At 64.5% G+C, this 16,465-nt stretch carries 18 protein-coding genes; 8 read left to right on the plus strand and 10 right to left on the minus strand.

Annotated elements, in window-relative coordinates; genetic code table 11:
- Positions 1-6 precede the first annotated feature (6 nt).
- Together AAE027_RS33580 and rpsU are read right to left on the minus strand one after the other, a co-directional pair.
- Positions 7-657 (minus strand): tetratricopeptide repeat protein, encoded by a 651-nt coding sequence (locus AAE027_RS33580; RefSeq protein WP_370990267.1) that lies wholly within the window; start codon positions 655-657, stop codon positions 7-9.
- A 128-nt stretch (positions 658-785) separates the two neighbouring features.
- Positions 786-1,082: a 30S ribosomal protein S21 gene (rpsU, locus tag AAE027_RS33585; protein WP_008546194.1), complete on the minus strand. Its 297-nt coding sequence runs from the start codon at positions 1,080-1,082 to the stop codon at positions 786-788.
- A gap of 267 nt (positions 1,083-1,349) precedes the next feature.
- Here rpsU and aqpZ point away from each other — a divergent pair, with 267 nt between their 5' ends.
- Positions 1,350-2,066 carry an aquaporin Z gene (aqpZ, locus tag AAE027_RS33590; protein WP_370990268.1) on the plus strand — a complete coding sequence of 239 codons (717 nt, stop codon included), beginning with the start codon at positions 1,350-1,352 and terminating at the stop codon, positions 2,064-2,066.
- Positions 2,067-2,202: 136 nt separating this feature from the next.
- Here the strand turns inward: aqpZ and AAE027_RS33595 are convergent, their stop codons facing one another.
- Positions 2,203-3,309 (minus strand): 5-(carboxyamino)imidazole ribonucleotide synthase, encoded by a 1,107-nt coding sequence (locus tag AAE027_RS33595; protein ID WP_370990269.1) that lies wholly within the window; start codon positions 3,307-3,309, stop codon positions 2,203-2,205.
- Positions 3,306-3,794 (minus strand): 5-(carboxyamino)imidazole ribonucleotide mutase, encoded by a 489-nt coding sequence (gene purE / locus AAE027_RS33600; RefSeq protein ID WP_370990270.1) that lies wholly within the window; start codon positions 3,792-3,794, stop codon positions 3,306-3,308. Before purE ends, AAE027_RS33595 begins: the two co-directional genes overlap by 4 nt.
- A 141-nt stretch (positions 3,795-3,935) precedes the next feature.
- On the opposite strand from purE, the gene AAE027_RS33605 reads away from it, so the two are divergent.
- A complete protein-coding gene (locus AAE027_RS33605; RefSeq protein WP_370990271.1) occupies positions 3,936-4,646 on the plus strand; it encodes a GGDEF domain-containing protein in 711 nt (236 codons plus the stop codon).
- 2 nt (positions 4,647-4,648) lie between these two features.
- Here the strand turns inward: AAE027_RS33605 and AAE027_RS33610 are convergent, their stop codons facing one another.
- From AAE027_RS33610 to AAE027_RS33620, 3 genes are all read right to left on the minus strand, one after another.
- The gene (locus AAE027_RS33610; RefSeq protein WP_091888235.1) at positions 4,649-4,900 is read right to left on the minus strand and encodes a hypothetical protein; all 252 of its coding nucleotides are present in this window, start codon (positions 4,898-4,900) and stop codon (positions 4,649-4,651) included.
- 21 nt (positions 4,901-4,921) lie between these two features.
- Complete coding sequence (locus AAE027_RS33615; RefSeq protein WP_370990272.1) at positions 4,922-5,140, minus strand: hypothetical protein; 219 nt, start codon at positions 5,138-5,140, stop codon at positions 4,922-4,924.
- Between the two features lie 139 nt (positions 5,141-5,279).
- Positions 5,280-5,486 (minus strand): YdcH family protein, encoded by a 207-nt coding sequence (locus AAE027_RS33620; RefSeq protein ID WP_091888239.1) that lies wholly within the window; start codon positions 5,484-5,486, stop codon positions 5,280-5,282.
- Between the two features lie 328 nt (positions 5,487-5,814).
- Here AAE027_RS33620 and AAE027_RS33625 point away from each other — a divergent pair, with 328 nt between their 5' ends.
- The gene (locus AAE027_RS33625) at positions 5,815-5,994 is read left to right on the plus strand and encodes a YdcH family protein (RefSeq protein ID WP_025034152.1); all 180 of its coding nucleotides are present in this window, start codon (positions 5,815-5,817) and stop codon (positions 5,992-5,994) included.
- A 105-nt stretch (positions 5,995-6,099) separates the two neighbouring features.
- Here AAE027_RS33625 and AAE027_RS33630 read toward each other — a convergent pair whose 3' ends face one another.
- Positions 6,100-7,203: an NAD(P)/FAD-dependent oxidoreductase gene (locus AAE027_RS33630; RefSeq protein WP_370990273.1), complete on the minus strand. Its 1,104-nt coding sequence runs from the start codon at positions 7,201-7,203 to the stop codon at positions 6,100-6,102.
- Between the two features lie 202 nt (positions 7,204-7,405).
- Between AAE027_RS33630 and AAE027_RS33635 the strand changes: the two genes are divergently transcribed.
- Genes AAE027_RS33635 through AAE027_RS33655 form a run of 5 tightly spaced genes read left to right on the plus strand, consistent with a single transcriptional unit; the run spans position 7,406 to position 14,558 of the window.
- Positions 7,406-10,093 (plus strand): sensor domain-containing protein, encoded by a 2,688-nt coding sequence (locus AAE027_RS33635; protein ID WP_370990274.1) that lies wholly within the window; start codon positions 7,406-7,408, stop codon positions 10,091-10,093.
- A 33-nt stretch (positions 10,094-10,126) separates the two neighbouring features.
- The gene (locus AAE027_RS33640; protein ID WP_370990275.1) at positions 10,127-11,605 is read left to right on the plus strand and encodes a glycerol-3-phosphate dehydrogenase; all 1,479 of its coding nucleotides are present in this window, start codon (positions 10,127-10,129) and stop codon (positions 11,603-11,605) included.
- A gap of 52 nt (positions 11,606-11,657) precedes the next feature.
- Positions 11,658-12,830, plus strand: coding sequence for an ABC transporter ATP-binding protein (locus tag AAE027_RS33645; protein ID WP_370990277.1), 1,173 nt, complete (start codon positions 11,658-11,660; stop codon positions 12,828-12,830).
- A complete protein-coding gene (locus tag AAE027_RS33650; RefSeq protein WP_370990278.1) occupies positions 12,827-13,741 on the plus strand; it encodes an ABC transporter permease in 915 nt (304 codons plus the stop codon). The genes AAE027_RS33645 and AAE027_RS33650 overlap by 4 nt, the downstream gene beginning before the upstream one ends.
- Before the next feature lie 4 nt (positions 13,742-13,745).
- Entirely contained in the window at positions 13,746-14,558 is an 813-nt protein-coding gene (locus AAE027_RS33655; protein ID WP_370990279.1) for an ABC transporter permease, read from the plus strand.
- Positions 14,559-14,659: 101 nt separating this feature from the next.
- Here the strand turns inward: AAE027_RS33655 and AAE027_RS33660 are convergent, their stop codons facing one another.
- Together AAE027_RS33660 and AAE027_RS33665 are read right to left on the minus strand one after the other, a co-directional pair.
- Complete coding sequence (locus AAE027_RS33660; RefSeq protein WP_370990280.1) at positions 14,660-15,511, minus strand: carbohydrate ABC transporter permease; 852 nt, start codon at positions 15,509-15,511, stop codon at positions 14,660-14,662.
- On the minus strand, positions 15,508-16,380 hold the full coding sequence (locus AAE027_RS33665; protein WP_370990281.1) for a carbohydrate ABC transporter permease: 873 nt from the start codon (positions 16,378-16,380) through the stop codon (positions 15,508-15,510). The genes AAE027_RS33660 and AAE027_RS33665 overlap by 4 nt, the downstream gene beginning before the upstream one ends.
- Positions 16,381-16,465: the final 85 nt, after the last annotated feature.

Genomic DNA, 16,465 nt, shown 5'->3' on the forward strand with positions numbered 1-16,465 from the left:
GCGCTGTCAGCCGCCGACGCGGGCGAGGCCGCTGCGGGCGGCATCGTCGCGTGGGCGAAGCGAGACCGCCTTGGTGTAGGACGCCGCTGCCTTGGCCCTGTCGCCCAGCCGCTCATAGGCCTGTCCGCGGGTGGTCCAGACCTGGGCGTTGTGCGGATCGGCCTCGGAAGCCTCGTCCAGATCGGCTGCGGCCTCCTTGACCTTGCCGAGCGCGAGATAGCTGGTGGCGCGGCCGAGCAGCGGCTCGGCCTTCTGCGGGTTGAGCCCACTCGCAGCACTGAAATCGGCGATAGCGAAATCGTGCTGGTTATTGCCCTGATAGATCAAGGCACGGCCATAGAGCGCCTGCGCATTGTAGGGATCGAGCCCGACCGCACGATTGAACTCGTCGAGCGCAGCTGCGCTCTCGCCTGACTTCGCCAAGGATTGGGCCTTTGCCGTGTGGACCTGGGCTTCGCTGACATTGACGGCGCTGACCGCGCTTTCGGCGGCCGCAGTCGCCTTCGGCGCCTCCTGAGGCTTCTCCTTCTCCGGCATCAGCGATCCCAGATCGAAGGAGCAGCTGCACAGCGCAATCCCCATCAAAGCCAGCACGAACGGCTGCTGCCAGATCTGGCGCAGCCGCGCCAAGCTGCGCGCGGGGAAAGGGGAGGCCATCTACGGTTCGCTCGCGCTGGTGCCGCATCGGTAGTGCCCCCGTCCCAGCGAAGGCGCCGCTCTCAAAACAATAACGCGGGCCAGGGGCCCGCGTCATCGAAAACTGAAGTCTTGCAAGATCCGGTAGATCAGCGCGGTCCGCGCGGACCTGCACCGGGGCCGCCACGACCACCGCGATCACCGCCGGGACCCGCGCCGAACACCGGCTTCGGCTTCATCGGCAGCAGGCCTTCGCGCTGTAGCTTCTTGCGGGCCAGCTTGCGCGCACGGCGCACGGCTTCGGCCTTTTCGCGGGCCTTCTTCTCGGAGGGCTTCTCGTAATGGCCGCGGAGCTTCATCTCGCGGAAAATTCCCTCGCGCTGCATCTTCTTCTTCAGCGCCTTGAGGGCTTGATCGACATTGTTATCGCGAACGAGAACCTGCACGCGGCATCCTCTTCAGGTGGATCGGATTTGAATTCTGATAAGTCAAAGGGGATGGCGAAACGCGCAAGCCCTTAACCTTGAGCGCGCGGATGTATCAGACAAAACTGCAGATGTCCACCGGCCAAGGGGGATTTTGGGCCAAGTTCGGCCATTAAATGCGGCGAAAATACCTTTGTGCGGCCCCGATTTGGGCGATTCGGTGCCAATGACGGGGCCGTTTCCGGAGCTTTGCTCCGGAATCTTGAAATCAGGGGACCACACAAGGATATGAAAAAATACGCTGCCGAAGCCATCGGCACCTTCTGGCTCACATTCGCAGGCTGCGGCAGCGCGGTCATTGCCGCCGGCTTTCCCCAGGTCGGCATCGGTCTCGTCGGTGTGTCCCTGGCGTTCGGGCTCAGCGTCGTCACCATGGCCTATGCGATCGGCCACATCTCGGGTTGCCATCTCAATCCGGCCGTCACGATCGGCCTTGCCGCCGGCGGGCGCTTTCCGGTCGGCCAGATCCTGCCTTATGTGATCGCCCAAGTGGCGGGCGCGATCGTTGCCGCGTGGCTGCTCTATGTCATCGCGAGCGGGGCGCCCGGATTCGACGTCACCAAGGGCTTCGCGTCCAACGGCTATGACGCGCATTCGCCCGGCCAGTACAGCATGATCGTGTGCTTCCTCACCGAGGTGGTGATGACCATGATGTTCCTGTTCATCATCATGGGCGCCACCCATGGCCGTGCGCCCGCGGGCTTCGCGCCGCTCGCAATCGGGCTCTCGCTGGTGATGATCCATCTCGTCAGCATCCCCGTCACCAACACCTCGGTGAACCCGGCGCGCAGCACGGGTCCCGCGCTGTTCGTCGGCGGCTGGGCGCTGTCGCAGCTCTGGCTGTTCTGGGTCGCGCCATTGATCGGCGGCGCGCTGGGCGGGGTGATCTACCGCTGGCTCAGCGAGGAGCCCACAGGCATCGTCGCAGGCGTGAAGACCGCGTAATCGCTAGAGCATGATCCGGAAAAGTGTGCAGCGGTTTTCCGGAAAGATCGTGCTCAAACTATAACCTAACGCGCGATGACGATTCATCCTGATCTCATCGCGCTTTAGGGGGATCGCAGCGATTGCTGCGGTCCCCTCAGGTGCCTTTCGTCGGCCTGACTTCGGTGACGTGTCCCATCTTGCGGCCGGGGCGCGGCGTGCCCTTGCCGTAGATGTGCACCGTGGCGCCGGGAACGGTCAGCCACTTGTCGTAGTCCTTGATCTCGTCGCCGATCAGATTGGTCATGGTGACGACTTCGCCGTGGCGCACGGGCTTGCCGAGCGGCCAGCCGGCGATGGCGCGGATGTGCTGCTCGAACTGCGAAATGGATGCGCCGTCCAGCGTCCAGTGTCCGGAATTGTGCACGCGCGGAGCGATCTCGTTGACCAGCACCTTCGGTCCGGTGCCATTGGCGAGCACGAACATCTCGACGGCGAGCACGCCGACATAGTCCAGCGCGGTCGCGATCTTGCCGGCGACGCTGCGCGCTTCCTCGGCGAGAGAATCCGGGATCGGCGCGGGCGCGCGCGATATCTTCAGAATGTGGTCGCGGTGCTCGTTCTCGGTGACGTCGAAACACTCGACCTGACCCGCGGCCGAGCGCGCGGCGATCACGGAGATCTCGCGCTCGAACGGCACGAAGGCCTCCAGGATCGCCGATTTGGTGGCGAGACTGGTCCACACCTTGGCGATGTCGTCGCCCTCGCGGATGATGGCCTGGCCCTTGCCGTCATAACCGAAGCGGCGGGTCTTCAGTACGGCCGGAAGACCGATTCGCGCGATCGCCTCGCGCAGCGACGAGACGGAGGTGACGTCGGCATAGGCGGCCGTGCCGATGCTGAGCCGCGTCACGAAATCCTTCTCGGCCAGCCGGTCCTGGGTGGTCTCGAGGATCTTCCGGTTGGGCAGCACCGGGCGGCGCGCATCCAGCACCATCGCGGCGGCCGCCGGCACGTTCTCGAATTCGTAGGTGATGACGTCGACGTCGTTGGCGAACAGCTCGAGCGCCTCGACATCGGCATATTCGGCGCAGGTCGCATTCAGGACCACGTCGAAGGCCGGCGAATCCGGATCGGGCGAGAACATCTGGCAGCGCAGCCCGAGCCGCGCCGCAGCCATGGCCAGCATCCGGCCCAGTTGTCCGCCGCCGAGAATTCCGATGGTGTCACCGGGCTTCAGCTTCACCTGCCTGGCGTCGGTCACGCCTTGTCCTCCGGACGCTCGGCAACCGCCTCGGTCTGCGCCTTGCGCCAGGCGGCCAGGCGACCGGACAGGGCGGGGTCGGACAGCGCCAGCACGGAAGCCGCCAGCAGCGCCGCATTGATCGCGCCGGCCTTGCCGATGGCGAGGGTGCCGACCGGGATGCCGGCGGGCATCTGAACGATCGAATACAGAGAATCGAGGCCTTTGAGCGTCTTCGATTCGATGGGCACACCGAACACCGGCAGTTCCGTCAGCGACGCCGCCATGCCCGGCAGGTGCGCGGCGCCGCCGGCGCCGGCGATGATGACCTTGTAACCCGCCGCCTTGGCGCCCTTGGCGAAAGCGAACAGCCGGTCGGGGGTGCGGTGCGCCGAAACGATGCGGGTGTCGGCGACGACGCCGAGCGCGGCAAGCGTATCGGCGGCATGCCGCATCGTGTCCCAGTCCGACTGGCTTCCCATGATGATGGCGATCGGCGCGGTCATGACGTCAAATGTGCCCGGAAAACAGAAAGATAGGCCAGATTAAAGGTTCCGGCCGGCGGCTCGCAAGGCGGTGGCAAGGAGAAGGGAATGCACTATCCTGTCTTGGTGAATCCCCGCAAGCCTTCATTGAGCAGGATGCCCATGAAGAAACCAAAAAGGGCGAGTGCTGCGAAGGCCAAAACGGGCCGAAAGACCAGCGCCAGCCGCTCCAAAGCCGCTGCCAAGCGTCCGGCCAGGCCGGCGCGGCGCCGAACGCCGGCCGATGGCGCCACGGAAGCCATCAAGGCGACCATCCGCGGCTTGCGGAGCAAGCTCAAGGCGGCGGAGCGGCGCGTCGCGGAGCTCGAGGCGGCCGCCGACACCGACTTCCTGCTCGAGATTCCGAACCGGCGCGGCTTCGAGCGCGAGCTCAACCGTGCCATTGCCTACATGAAGCGCTACCGCGCCAGCGGCGCGCTGATCGTGCTCGACGTCGATCGGCTGAAGCCGATCAACGATTCCTTCGGACACGCCGCCGGCGACGAGGTGCTGAAGGCGATTGCCGCGACGCTAACGCGGCAGGTCCGCGCCTCGGATATGGTCGGTCGTCTTGGCGGCGACGAGTTCGCGCTGCTGCTGTGGAATCTCAGCGAGACCGACGCCAAGGCGAAGGCCGCCATCCTCGAGCAGGCGATCGACGAACTATCTTTCACGTTTCAGGGCCGGCACGTGGCTGCGGGCGCTTCCGCTGGCGTGGCGCTGCTGGGGCCGCAGTCCGACGCAGGCCGCGCCCTCGAGGAAGCCGATGCCGCCATGTATGTGCGCAAGGCGCACCGGCGTCACGAGCCACGGATCAGGCCCGTCAGCAGCTGATCCTACAGCGTGGTGAGATCTTGCGGCACATTGCCGAACTTGCGCAGCAGTGTGGCGTCGCCGAATTCGCCGGTCATGGGATCGCCGCTGCGGCTGAACGCGATCGCGCCGATGTGACCGGCACCGCGCGACAAGATTTCGGCGCGCCGCAACGCGGCCGCCGAACTCTGGCACTCCTCTGCGGCGCCCGCGACGGGCGATCCGTCAGCATCGATCAGGAAGGGCATTGCAACGTAGTAGGTCACATCCGACATGGCGTTGCTCCGATGTTGAACTCAGGCGGCGCTGCTCTTGCTCCGCATCTTGCTGAGCGAGGTCTCCGGAATGCAGCCGGCGGAAATCGCCGCCTGCAATTCCGCCAGCTCGGCTTCCAGATATTCATTGGCCATGATCAGCGCCTTGATGGTGCTGCGCAGATTGCCGTCGCACATCGCGATCGCCTGATCGCAGGCTTGTTCATAATGGCTGTTGTCGAGAAGGGCGGTTGCCGACATCTGCGTTGTCCTTCTGCCTTTTCCTTGGCGTTTTCCCTGGCCTGTCTGGAGCCGGGACGTCCTGAATGTTCCTATTTTGTTCTTTTTGAGTCAAGCGAATTCAGATACGGCGAGCCACCGCGAAAGATCGGCGGAGGGCTCAGGCGATGATGTCGGGCGTGATCTGGTCTTCGATGAACGCGATGCGATCGCGCAACAAGAGCTTACGCTTCTTCAACCGCTGTAACCGCAACAGGTCGGGCGCGGGCGATTGATGCAGTGCATCGATCGCCGCATCGAGATCTCGGTGTTCCTGCTGCAACCGGGTGAGCTCGACTTCGAGCTCACGCTCGTTTTCATTGGTCATGTCTGCGGTGGCCGAAAACCGATAGGCGTGAGATCTGGGCTGTGGATGCCCTGTGGAAATTATCGTCCTTGCGCGGCGTGACCGCAAGCGATCTGCGGCCATTGCCCGCCTATCTCCCGCAACATATTTCTGCGAGTCGCTGCGTCGCTGCGCAGGCGCATTGATATCATGGATTTTTCTTGCGTGGTTCCTTACTCACGCTTCGTTACATATGAATTTTCAAAAATGACGCCGCGACGACGGATACCCATCGACAGAACGAATCGGTGATGTACAGTCTCTCGTCCGGATCGAATCCTGAGGTTCAACCCTACCGAGGAGGTTTCGAATGACAATTCAGGCACATCTTGTTGAATTGGAACGGAAGCACAAACTTCTCGAAAACGAATTGCACGAAGCTCTCGTGCACCTTTCAACAGACGACCTGCAAATTGTTGAGTTGAAGCGCCGGAAGTTGATGGTCAAGGACCAGATCGAGCGTCTGAAGCAAGGCGACACGCTCCACTAGTGACCCCCGTAACAGCGTAGAGTTGATCGTACCCTTTCAAGCGGGGATGAGTGCCTTTGCGCTCACCCCTGCTGCAATGTGCGTCGTGCAAATTATGCGCGGCGCCTAGATGTCTGCGAGTTCGGCGACGTGATCGGCGATCGCAAGCGACGACGTCAGTCCCGGCGATTCGATGCCGAACAGGTTGATCAAGCCTGCGACGCCGTGATCGCGCGGGCCCTGCATCAGAAAATCCTGCGTGGCCACCGCCGGCGGCACGATCTTCGGGCGAATGCCTGAATAGCTCGGCATCAACGCCCCGTCGGGCAGCGTCGGCCAGTATTTACGGATCGCGGGATAGAAGCGCTCGGCGCGTGACGGATCGACCTCGTAATTGATCGTCTCGATCCACTCGACGTCAGGGCCGAAGCGGGCCTGCCCTGCCATGTCCAGCGTCAGGTGCACCCCTAACCCGCCGGGCTCGGGCACCGGGTAGATCAGGTGCGAGAACGGCGCCCTTGCATTGCAGCTGAAGTAATTTCCCTTGGCAAGATAGGCCGGCGGAATCCGGTCCAGCGGTATGCCGTCGATGTTGCGCGCCACCGTCGTTGCCGAGAGCCCCGCAGCATTGATGAGCAGGTCGCATTGCAGCGTCATCGGCGCCTCGCCGCCAGCCTCGATCTCGATACCGCCGGCGGCTGCCTTGGCACGGACCAGTGGCGTGTGGAACGCGAAGGCCGCGCCGGCCTCCTCGGCTTCGCCGCGCAGCGAGAGCATGTAGGCGTGGCTGTCGATGATGCCGGTCGACGGCGACAGCAGCGCGGCGTCACAGGCGAGCGCCGGCTCCAGCGCGCGTGCGGCCTCGCCCGAAAGCAGCTGCATGTCGAGCACGCCGTTGGCCTCGGCATGTGCCTTGATCGATTGCAGCTTCTCCGTCTCTTTCGCGCTGGTCGCGACGATCAGCTTGCCGCAATTTTTGTGCGGGATGCCGCGCTCGGCGCAGTAGCGGTAGAGCGCGTGCTTGCCGCCGACGCACATGCGCGCCATCCAGCTGCCGGCGCGGTAGTAGATGCCGGCATGGATCACCTCGCTATTGCGTGACGAGGTGATGGTGCCGATGGCCTCGGCTTCCTCGAGCACGATGACCTCGCGTCCAGCCTGCGCGAGCCGCCGAGCCACCGCGAGCCCGACCACGCCGGCTCCGATGACGACGCAATCGACTTTATCCATGGTCGTGCAGGACGTCCGCTGGAAGCGCCGGTGGCAGCGGCTCTGGAATCGAGGGCGCGCGGCCGTTCTCCGTTAAGGAAGCATTTATCATGTCAGGGCAATTGCCGTATTTCGCGTCAAATTTTTCCGTTGCACGTACAGGCGTTTACCCGATCCAAACCCGTGAAGCCAGACAATCCGACGTTGAAATCGCGGGTGGCTGATGGCTGAGAAGAACTGGCACGTGGGCAGCACGCTTCCGATCGCTGTGCAGGCCATCCTGTGCCTGGCCGGCGCGGTCGCGCCCGCACGCGCCTTTGCGCTGTCGGACAGCTTCACCGCTCCAGGTGATCTCGCCAAGCTCGATCCCAGCGTGATCTGGGAAGTCCTGATCGCGGGCATCGTCGTCTGCTCGTTCCTCGCCGCGATCGCGCTGTGGATCCATTCCTCGCTGCGCCGGACCAGGCGCTTGCAGCTGCGGCGCAATGCCTTCGTCTCCTCCGCCATGAACAATCTCAACCAGGGCGTGGTGATGACGGACGCGCAGCGGCGCGTCATCTTCTGCAACGACCGCTATCTCGATATCTATGGCCTGACGCGGTCGGATGTCCGGGCCAACATGAATGGCTACGAACTCCTCGCGCTGCGACGCAAGCGCGGGGTGCTCGGCGGCGCCTCCGACGACGAGTTCTACGAGAAGGCGGCAAGCAGCAACGGTTTGATCACCGAATTGCCGGATGGACGGGCCATCCTGGTGAAATTTCACGTGCTGCCGAACGGCGGCTCGGTGGCGACGCATCTCGACGTCAGCGAACAGCGCAGGCTGTCGCAGCAGCTCGCCTCCACCAAGCAGTTCCTGGAAACGGTGCTGGACCACGTGCCGGCCTGTGTTGCCGCGAAGAACATCGAGGACGGCTGCTACATCTTTGCGAACACCGCCTATGAGTGCTTCTGGGGCTTCTCGCGGGATCATGTCGTCGGCAAGAATGCGCGCGAGCTGTTTGCGCCAGCGTCAGCGGCCAGCATCGAGGCGGCCGACCGGGCGGCGCTCAATTCGCCGGACGGCCAGTTCCGCAACGAATTCGAGGTCGAGCGTGGCGCGGAGCGGCGCATGGTCGCCTCGATCCGGATCGCGGTCCGCAATGAAAGCAATCGGCCCGGATTCTTGCTGCTGGTCTTCGAGGACATCACCGACCGCCGCTCACTGTCGCAGGAGCTGGAGAGCACCAAGAAGTTCCTCGAACTCGTGGTCGACAACATCCCGGTGGCGCTGATCGTCGAGCAGGTCAAGGATGGCCGCTATCTGCTCGCCAACCGCAGCGCCGAGACGATTCTCAACCGCAGGCGCGAGGAGGCCACGGGCCTGACCGCCGCCGATATCTTCAATCCCAAGGAAGCCAAGCTGATCATCGCGCGCGACGAGGCCGCGATCAAGAAGCGCGGGATGATCACCGAGGAGCATCCGATCTCCACCAAGGACGGCCTGCGGCTGTTCCTGACCCGCCGCGCCACTGTGCTCAGCGATGCCGGCGAGCCGCAATATCTGATCAAGACCCACGAGGACGTCACCGATCGCCGGCAGACCGAGTCGCGCATGGCGCATATGGCCTATCACGACGGCCTCACCGACCTGCCGAATCGCGCCGCCTTCCTCCAGGCGCTGACCCAGATGATCGAGGCCTGCGAAGGCACCGGCGAGGAGTTCGCCGTCCTCTGCGTCGACCTCGACGGCCTCAAGGAGGTCAACGATGTCTTCGGCCATGCGCTCGGTGACAAGCTCCTGATCGAGGTGGCCCAGCGGCTCCAGGATTCGGCGCGCGGCGGCGTGGTGGCGCGCCTGTCCGGCGACGAGTTCGGCCTCATCATCGATGGCAAGCAGCCGGAGGCGGGTCTGGCGCTGGCGCAGCAGCTCGGTGAGGCCGTCGCCCGGGAATTCCAGATCGACGGCCGAGCGGTCCGTGCTGGCGCCACCACCGGCATGTCGATCTTCCCCCACAATGGCGCTGATGGCGCCTCGCTGCTTGCCAATGCCGGCGCGGCGCTGTTCCGCGCCAAGCAGAAGTCGCGCGGCACGATCAGCCTCTACCAGCCGGAGATGGACCAGCAGATCCGCGACCGCCGCGTGCTGCACCAGGACCTCTCGATGGCGATCAAGAATGGCGAGCTCTCGCTCGCCTTCCAGCCGCAGGGCGCCGCCGGCCACAGCGTCGCCGAGAGCGAGATCATCGGCTTCGAAGCATTGGCGCGCTGGCAGCATCCGGTGCGTGGCCAGGTTTCGCCGGCCGAATTCATCCCGATCGCGGAAGAGAGTGGCCTGATCGTCGAGATGGGCGAGTGGATCCTGCGCGAGGCCTGCCGCGAGGCGGCGTCCTGGCCAAAACCGCTCCAGGTCGCGGTCAATCTGTCGCCGGCGCAGTTCATGCATGGTGACGTGGTCGGGCTGGTCCATTCGATCCTGATCGAGACCGGCCTTGCACCCGGCCGGCTCGAGCTCGAGATCACCGAGGGTGTGCTGATCGAGGACTTCGACCGCGGCCTTGCGCTGCTGCGCCGGCTGAAGGCGCTCGGCGTGCGGATCTCCATGGACGATTTCGGCAGCGGCTATTCCTCGCTGAGCTATCTCCAGGCGTTTCCGTTCGACAAGATCAAGATCGACCGCGCCTTCATCATCAATCTCGGCCGCAATCCGCAATCGGCGGCAATCGTGCGCGCGGTGATCGATCTCGGTCACGGCCTCGAAATGTCGATCATCGCCGAGGGCGTCGAGACCCTCGACCAGCTCGCCTTCCTTGCCAAGGAGGGCTGCGATGGCGTGCAGGGCTATCTGCTCGGCAAGCCCTTGCCGATCGGGAAATATGCAGGCCTCGTCGGCCGTGCTGAGGTCATGGAGCTTGCGCTCAAGACCGGCTAATGATGGGGCGCTTCGCTCCTTCTCGACGGCCTTATGGCGGATTACGACCTTGCGATCATCGGCGGCGGCCTGAACGGTGTCAGCCTCGCGCGCGATGCGGCTGGCCGTGGCCTGAGGGTCATCCTGTTCGAGCAGGGCGATCTCGGCGCCGGCGCGTCGTCGGCGACGCCGCGGCTCATTCATGGCGATCTGTCGGTTCTGGAACGGCGCGGCTTCTGGCGGGTGCGGCGGGCACTGGCGGAGCGCCGGACCTGGCTCAGGATCGCGCCGCATCTGGTCCGGCCGATGCACTTCGTCATCCCCGCCCATTCCGAGGAGCGCCCGCCATGGCTGCTGCGTGCCGGCCTGTTGCTTTATGACAGCCTCTCCAGCCGGAATGGGCTGCCTGTCGCGACGACCCTCGACATCACGCATCATCCGGTCGGCAACGCGCTGAAGCGTCCGTTCGGTACGGCGTTCCAATATTCGGACTGCGTCGTCGATGATTCCCGCCTGGTGGTGCTCACGGCGCTCGATGCCGCCGAACGTGGGGCGGTGATCCGAACCGGGGCGCGCTGTGTCCGCGCCGACCGAACCGACACCTGGCGGCTTGTGGTGGTCGATCGTGGCCACCGCCGCACGATCACGGCCCGGGCCCTGGGCAACGCCACCGGCGCCTGGGCGCCGATGGTCGCGGAGACGGTGCTGCGGCAGCCGCAGCCCGCCATGGCCGCCACGCAGATGAGCCAGATCATCGTGCCGCGGCTGTTCTATTCCGATAACGTCTACGTTTTCCAGAACAACGATGGACGACTGATCTTTGCCCAGCCCTTCGAGCGCGACTTCACCCTGATCGGCACGGTGACGCACGACTTCACCGGCGATCCCGCGATCGTAGCGATGCCGGGAGCCGACATCAGCTATCTCTGCGAGGCGGCCAGCCGCTATTTCCGCGAGCGCGTGACCCCGACCGACGTGGTCCGGACGGTCTCCGGTGTCAATCTGACGCTGGCGTCCGTGCGGCAACGCGATGGCACGACCCTGTTCCACGCGCGCCGGCGCGAGGCGCCGCTGATTACGATGTTCGGCGGCGACGTCACGACGTCGCGCCTGCGCGCGGAGCGAGCGATAACGAAGCTGACGCCGTTCTATCCGATGTCGCCGCGTTGGACCGCCGGCGCGGCGCTACCGGGCGGGGACTTTGCCTGGGATCGTTTCGACACCGAGGTCGACCTCGCGCGAGACCGCTGGCGCTTTCTTTCGGAGCCGCAGGCCCAGCGCCTGGTCGCGGCCTATGGCTCGCGCCTGCCGGCGGTGCTCGGCGAGGCGAAGACCCGTGAAGAACTTGGCCCCGCCTTCGGTCCCGAACTGACCGGCGCCGAAGTACGTTACCTGATGAACCATGAATGGGCGCGCTTCTCCGACGACATCCTGTGGCGCCGTTCCAAGCTCGGCCTGACCATGCCCGCGGCGGATCGCGACGCGCTGGCCTCGTTCATGTCGGATGTGAACGATCAGTCCCGAACCGGTTGAGCTAGGGACGATCGGCCGCTAGCGTGCGGCGGAATTGGGGTTGGCAGGGAACATGACGGACGAGTTGCCCAGAACAAACGCCGCGGTCAATGCGACCAGCGGAGATCAACATCCGGCGGCCGGGCAGCCGTTGCTGCGCATCGAGGGCGTCGCCAAGACGTTCGGGACGTTCCGTGCCGTGGACGGCGTGTCGCTCGACATCAGGGCCGGCGAGTTTTTCGCGCTGCTTGGTCCGAGCGGCTGCGGCAAGACCACGCTTTTGCGCATGCTCGCCGGCTTCGAGGCGCCGGACGAGGGGCGCATCCTGCTCGGGGGTCAGGATATCGCGCAGGCCTTGCCGCACGAGCGTCCGATCAACATGATGTTCCAGAGCTACGCGCTGTTTCCGCATCTGTCGGTGCGCGACAACATCGCCTTCGGCCTGAAGCGTGCCGGCATGGCGCGCGCCGACATCGCCTCGCGCGTGGCGGAGATGGTCGCACTGGTGAAGCTCGAGGGACTTGAGAAGCGCAAGCCCGACCAGCTCTCCGGCGGCCAGCGCCAGCGCGTGGCGCTGGCCCGTGCGCTGGCCCGCCGACCGCAGCTCCTGCTGCTCGATGAGCCGCTCGCAGCTCTCGACAAGAAGCTGCGCGAGAGCACGCAAGCCGAGCTGATGGAGCTGCAGCGCCGGCTCGGCATGACCTTCATCATCGTCACCCACGACCAGGAGGAGGCGATGACGATGGCAAGCCGGATCGGCGTGATGAATGCCGGCAAGCTGGCGCAGGTCGCGAGCCCGCGCGAACTTTACGAGGCGCCGCGCTCGCGCTGGATCGCGGAGTTCGTCGGCGACGTCAATTTGTTCGAGGGCGAGTTCAAGCTGCGCGACGGTCATCGCCTCGTCATTGCCACGCGCGAGGCCGGGACTTTGGTTGCGGCCGAGCCGCGCGAGCGGGTGAGCGAGGCGAAATTGTCGGTCGCGATCCGGCCCGAGAAGGTCAAGCTCTCGCGCCGCGGTCCGGTGTTTGAGGCCGGTCGTGAAACGGCGATCAACAGTCTGGACGGTGTGATCGCCGACATCTGCTATCTCGGCGGTATCACCACCTATAAGGTGAAGCTCGACGACGGCGGAATGGTGCAAGCTTCAGTCGTCAACAGCGCGCGTCTCGACGTCGACGCCTACAGCGTGAACCAGAACATCGTCGCCTGGTTCACGCCCGACGACTGCGTGGTGTTGCCGTCATGAGCGGACGCCGCATCTTCGCGCGGCCGGCGCGCTTTGCTGCCATCGCGCCTTACATCTGGATGGTGCTGTTCTTCCTGGTGCCGTTCGCCTTCGTGCTGAAGATCAGCCTGTCGCAGACGGCGATTGCGCAGCCACCCTACGAGCCCGTGTTCGACCTGGCGGCGGGATGGGAAGCGCTGAAGACGGCGCTTGCTGCGTTGTCGATCGATAATTTCAGGCTGCTGATCTCCGACGACATCTATGTATTCGCTTATGTGCGCAGCCTCACCGTCGCGGTCACGGCGACCGCGCTCCTGCTCCTGATCGGCTACCCCATCGCCTATGGCATGGCGCGGCTGCCCAAGCGCTGGCAGGCGGTGGCGATGGTGCTGGTGATCGTGCCGTTCTGGACCTCGTTCCTGATCCGCATCTATGCCTGGATCAACATCCTCCAGCACGATGGCTTGCTCAACCAGATCCTGCTGGCACTGCATCTGGTCAGCCAGCCCGTCGTGTGGCTCTCCACCGACAGCGCAATGTATATCGGCATCGTCTATTCCTATCTGCCGTTCATGATCCTGCCGCTCTACGCCACGCTCGCCAAGATGGAGCCGGCGCTGGAGGAGGCGGCCGGCGATCTTGGCGCGCCGCCCTGGCAGGTGTTCTGGCTCGTCACCTTCCCGCTGTCGCTGCCCGGCGTCGGCGCCGGCGTGCTCTTGTGCTTCATTCCCATCGTCGGCGAGTTCGTCATTCCGGACCTTCTCGCGGGCTCCAACGCGCTGATGATCGGCCAGACCCTCTGGCTCGAATTCTTCACCAACAAGGACTGGCCGGTCGCGTCCGCGGCGGCCATCGTGCTGCTGGTGGTCCTGCTGGTGCCGCTGCTGCTCTACGAGCGGCTTCAGAAGCGGCAGCTGGAACAGGGGCGCTGAGACGATGCGCAAGCTCTCCCGTCTCTCCCGCTTCAACATCGCCTCGCTCGCGCTGGGGCTGGCGTTCCTTTACCTGCCGATCCTCATCCTCGTCATCTATTCCTTCAATGCCTCGCGCCTGGTGACGGTGTGGGGTGGCTGGTCGCTGCGCTGGTATCACGAGTTCTTCAACGACCGCCCCATGATCGAGGCGGCCTTGATGAGTCTGCGGGTTGCGGTCTCGTCCGCGACCATTGCCACGCTGCTCGGCACGCTCGCCGCGGTCGCGCTGTCGCGCGGCGAGCGGTTTCGCGGCCGGACGCTGTTCTCCGGCATGCTCTATGCGCCGCTGGTGATGCCGGAGGTGATCACCGGATTGTCGCTGCTGCTGCTGTTCGTCGCGCTCAATGCCGAGCGCGGCTTCTGGACGGTGACGATCGCCCACACAACGCTGACGATGTGCTTCGTCGCCGTGGTCGTGCAGTCCCGTCTCGGCTCGCTCGATCGTTCGCTGGAGGAGGCCGCGATGGATCTCGGCTGCGATCCTGTCCGCGCCTTCGTGGCCGTCACGCTGCCGCTGATTGCGCCGGCAATCGTCGCCGGCTGGATGCTGGCATTCACGCTGTCGTTGGACGATCTCGTGATCGCGAGCTTCACCACCGGCCCCGGCTCGGCGACGCTGCCGATCCGGATCTACTCCGAGGTGCGGCTGGGGGTGAAGCCAGAGATCAACGCGATCTGCACGCTGGTGATCGCCCTGATCGCGGTCGTCATCGTCGTCGCCTCGCTCGCCTCGAAGCTGTCGAGCTCACAGGGCGAGAGCGCGGCGCCGCTGTGAGCCGATCGTCATTGCGAGCGAAGCGAAGCAATCCAGAAATGCCCCCGCGGAAACACTCTGGATTGCTTCGTCGCTACGCTCCTCGCCATGACGAAGGGCTGTTACGACTTCACCGCACCCGCTGTGAGCCCGCCCACCATGTAGCGGCGGAAGGCGTAGTAGACCGCGGCCGGCGGCAGCGCATAGATGAAGCCGGTCGTCATCAGCAGCTCCCATGGCGAGTCGTCGGCGGCGAGGAAATTGCCGAGCGCGACGGGGAGGGTGATCTCGCGGTCGTTCGAGAGCAGCAGGAATGCGTAGAGATATTCGTTCCAGGCGAGCAGCACCGCATAGGTGCCGATCGCGACCAGCGACGGCATCATCAGCGGCAGATAGACCAGGCGGAAGATCTGCAGCGTCGTGGCGCCATCCATGACGGCGGCTTCATCCAGCTCGACCGGCAGCTTGTCGGAGGCCTGCTTGAGCACCCAGATCGCATAGGGGCTGGCGATCGTCACCATGGCCAGGATCAGCGACCAGTGATTGTTGAGCAGACCGTAATTGCCCATGGTGCGGTACATCGGCACGGCGAGGAACGCTGCAGGGATGAAATAGGTGAAGAGCGCGAGGTTCAACACCATGCGTCCGCCCGGCACCTTCAGCCGCGAGATCGAGAACGCCGCTGCGGTCGCGATGAACAGGGTCAGCACGCCGACGGACGCCGCGATCAGCGTCGAATTCCAGAACTGGACGTAGAAGTCGCGCAGGAAATAATGCTGCTGCTTGAACACGATCTCGAAGTTATGCAGCGTCGGATGATCCGGCCACAGCTTGCCCGAGAACGCGTCTTCTTTCGGGGAGATCGCGAACAGGAACATGTGATAGATCGGGATCATCGTCCACAGAAAGACAGGGATGCCGATCAGCAGCAGCCGCGCTTCGACCGCGACTTCGCGCAAGGAGGGGAGCTTCATCGCGACAACCGTTTCATCATGAAGTACACGAGCGGCAGGACGAACGGCATCGCGCAGACGATCGACGCCATGGCCAGCGAGAGCTGGTCGAGCCGGAGATAGCGGATGCCGAGCGTCGACAGCACGTGCGTGAGGTCGGCCGGGCCACCGCCGGTGAGCAGATAGACGCTGTTGAAGTCGCCGAGCGTCCAGATCATCGAGAGCAGCGTGCAGGTGACGTAGAGCGTCTGCATCGACGGCCAAGTGATGTAGCGGAATTTCTGCCACCAGCTCGCGCCGTCGACCTCGGCGGCCTCGAACAGATCGTGGGAGATCGCAAGGCGGCCGGTGATCAGGATCAGCGTCCAGAACGGTAGCGACTTCCAGATGTGCACGGCGATCGCCATGGTCAGCGCCACGGTCGGATCGTTCAGCCAGTTCGGGCCGTCGTCGCCGGTGAGGGTGAAGATGAAGTGGTTGATCATGCCCCATTCGGGATTGAGCATGAAGCGTACCGACAGGATGGTCGGGATCGACGGCACCGCCCAGGGCAGGATGAAGATCACCGAGAGCCATTTGATCCAGGCGCGCTGCTGGGCGAAGAAGCCGGACAGGAACAGCGCGATCAGCATCTTGATGTTGATGCCGATGACCAGGAAGATCAGCGTGTTGACCGCGGCGCGCGCGAAGATCGGGTCGTTGTACAGCGCGACATAGTTCGCCGGCGCGCGCGCCAGCCACAGCCCGTAGCCGACGGGATAGACGACGAAGGCGAGGAAAACGAGCAGATAGGGCGCGAGCAGTACGATGCCCCAGACCTGCGCCGGGGTCAGCCGCGACGACAGGGGCGGGCCGGGGATTGCCTGATCGCCAGAGAGCGTGATCGCCATTCTTTTCGGTCTCTTCAAAGAGAAGCCGGCCGCGAAACGCGGCCGGTGTTGTTCTTATACCTTTCCCCGCAACGCGGGGAGAGGG

It is taken from the genome of Bradyrhizobium sp. DN3 (genome assembly GCF_041357655.1).
GTDB lineage: Bacteria > Pseudomonadota > Alphaproteobacteria > Rhizobiales > Xanthobacteraceae > Bradyrhizobium.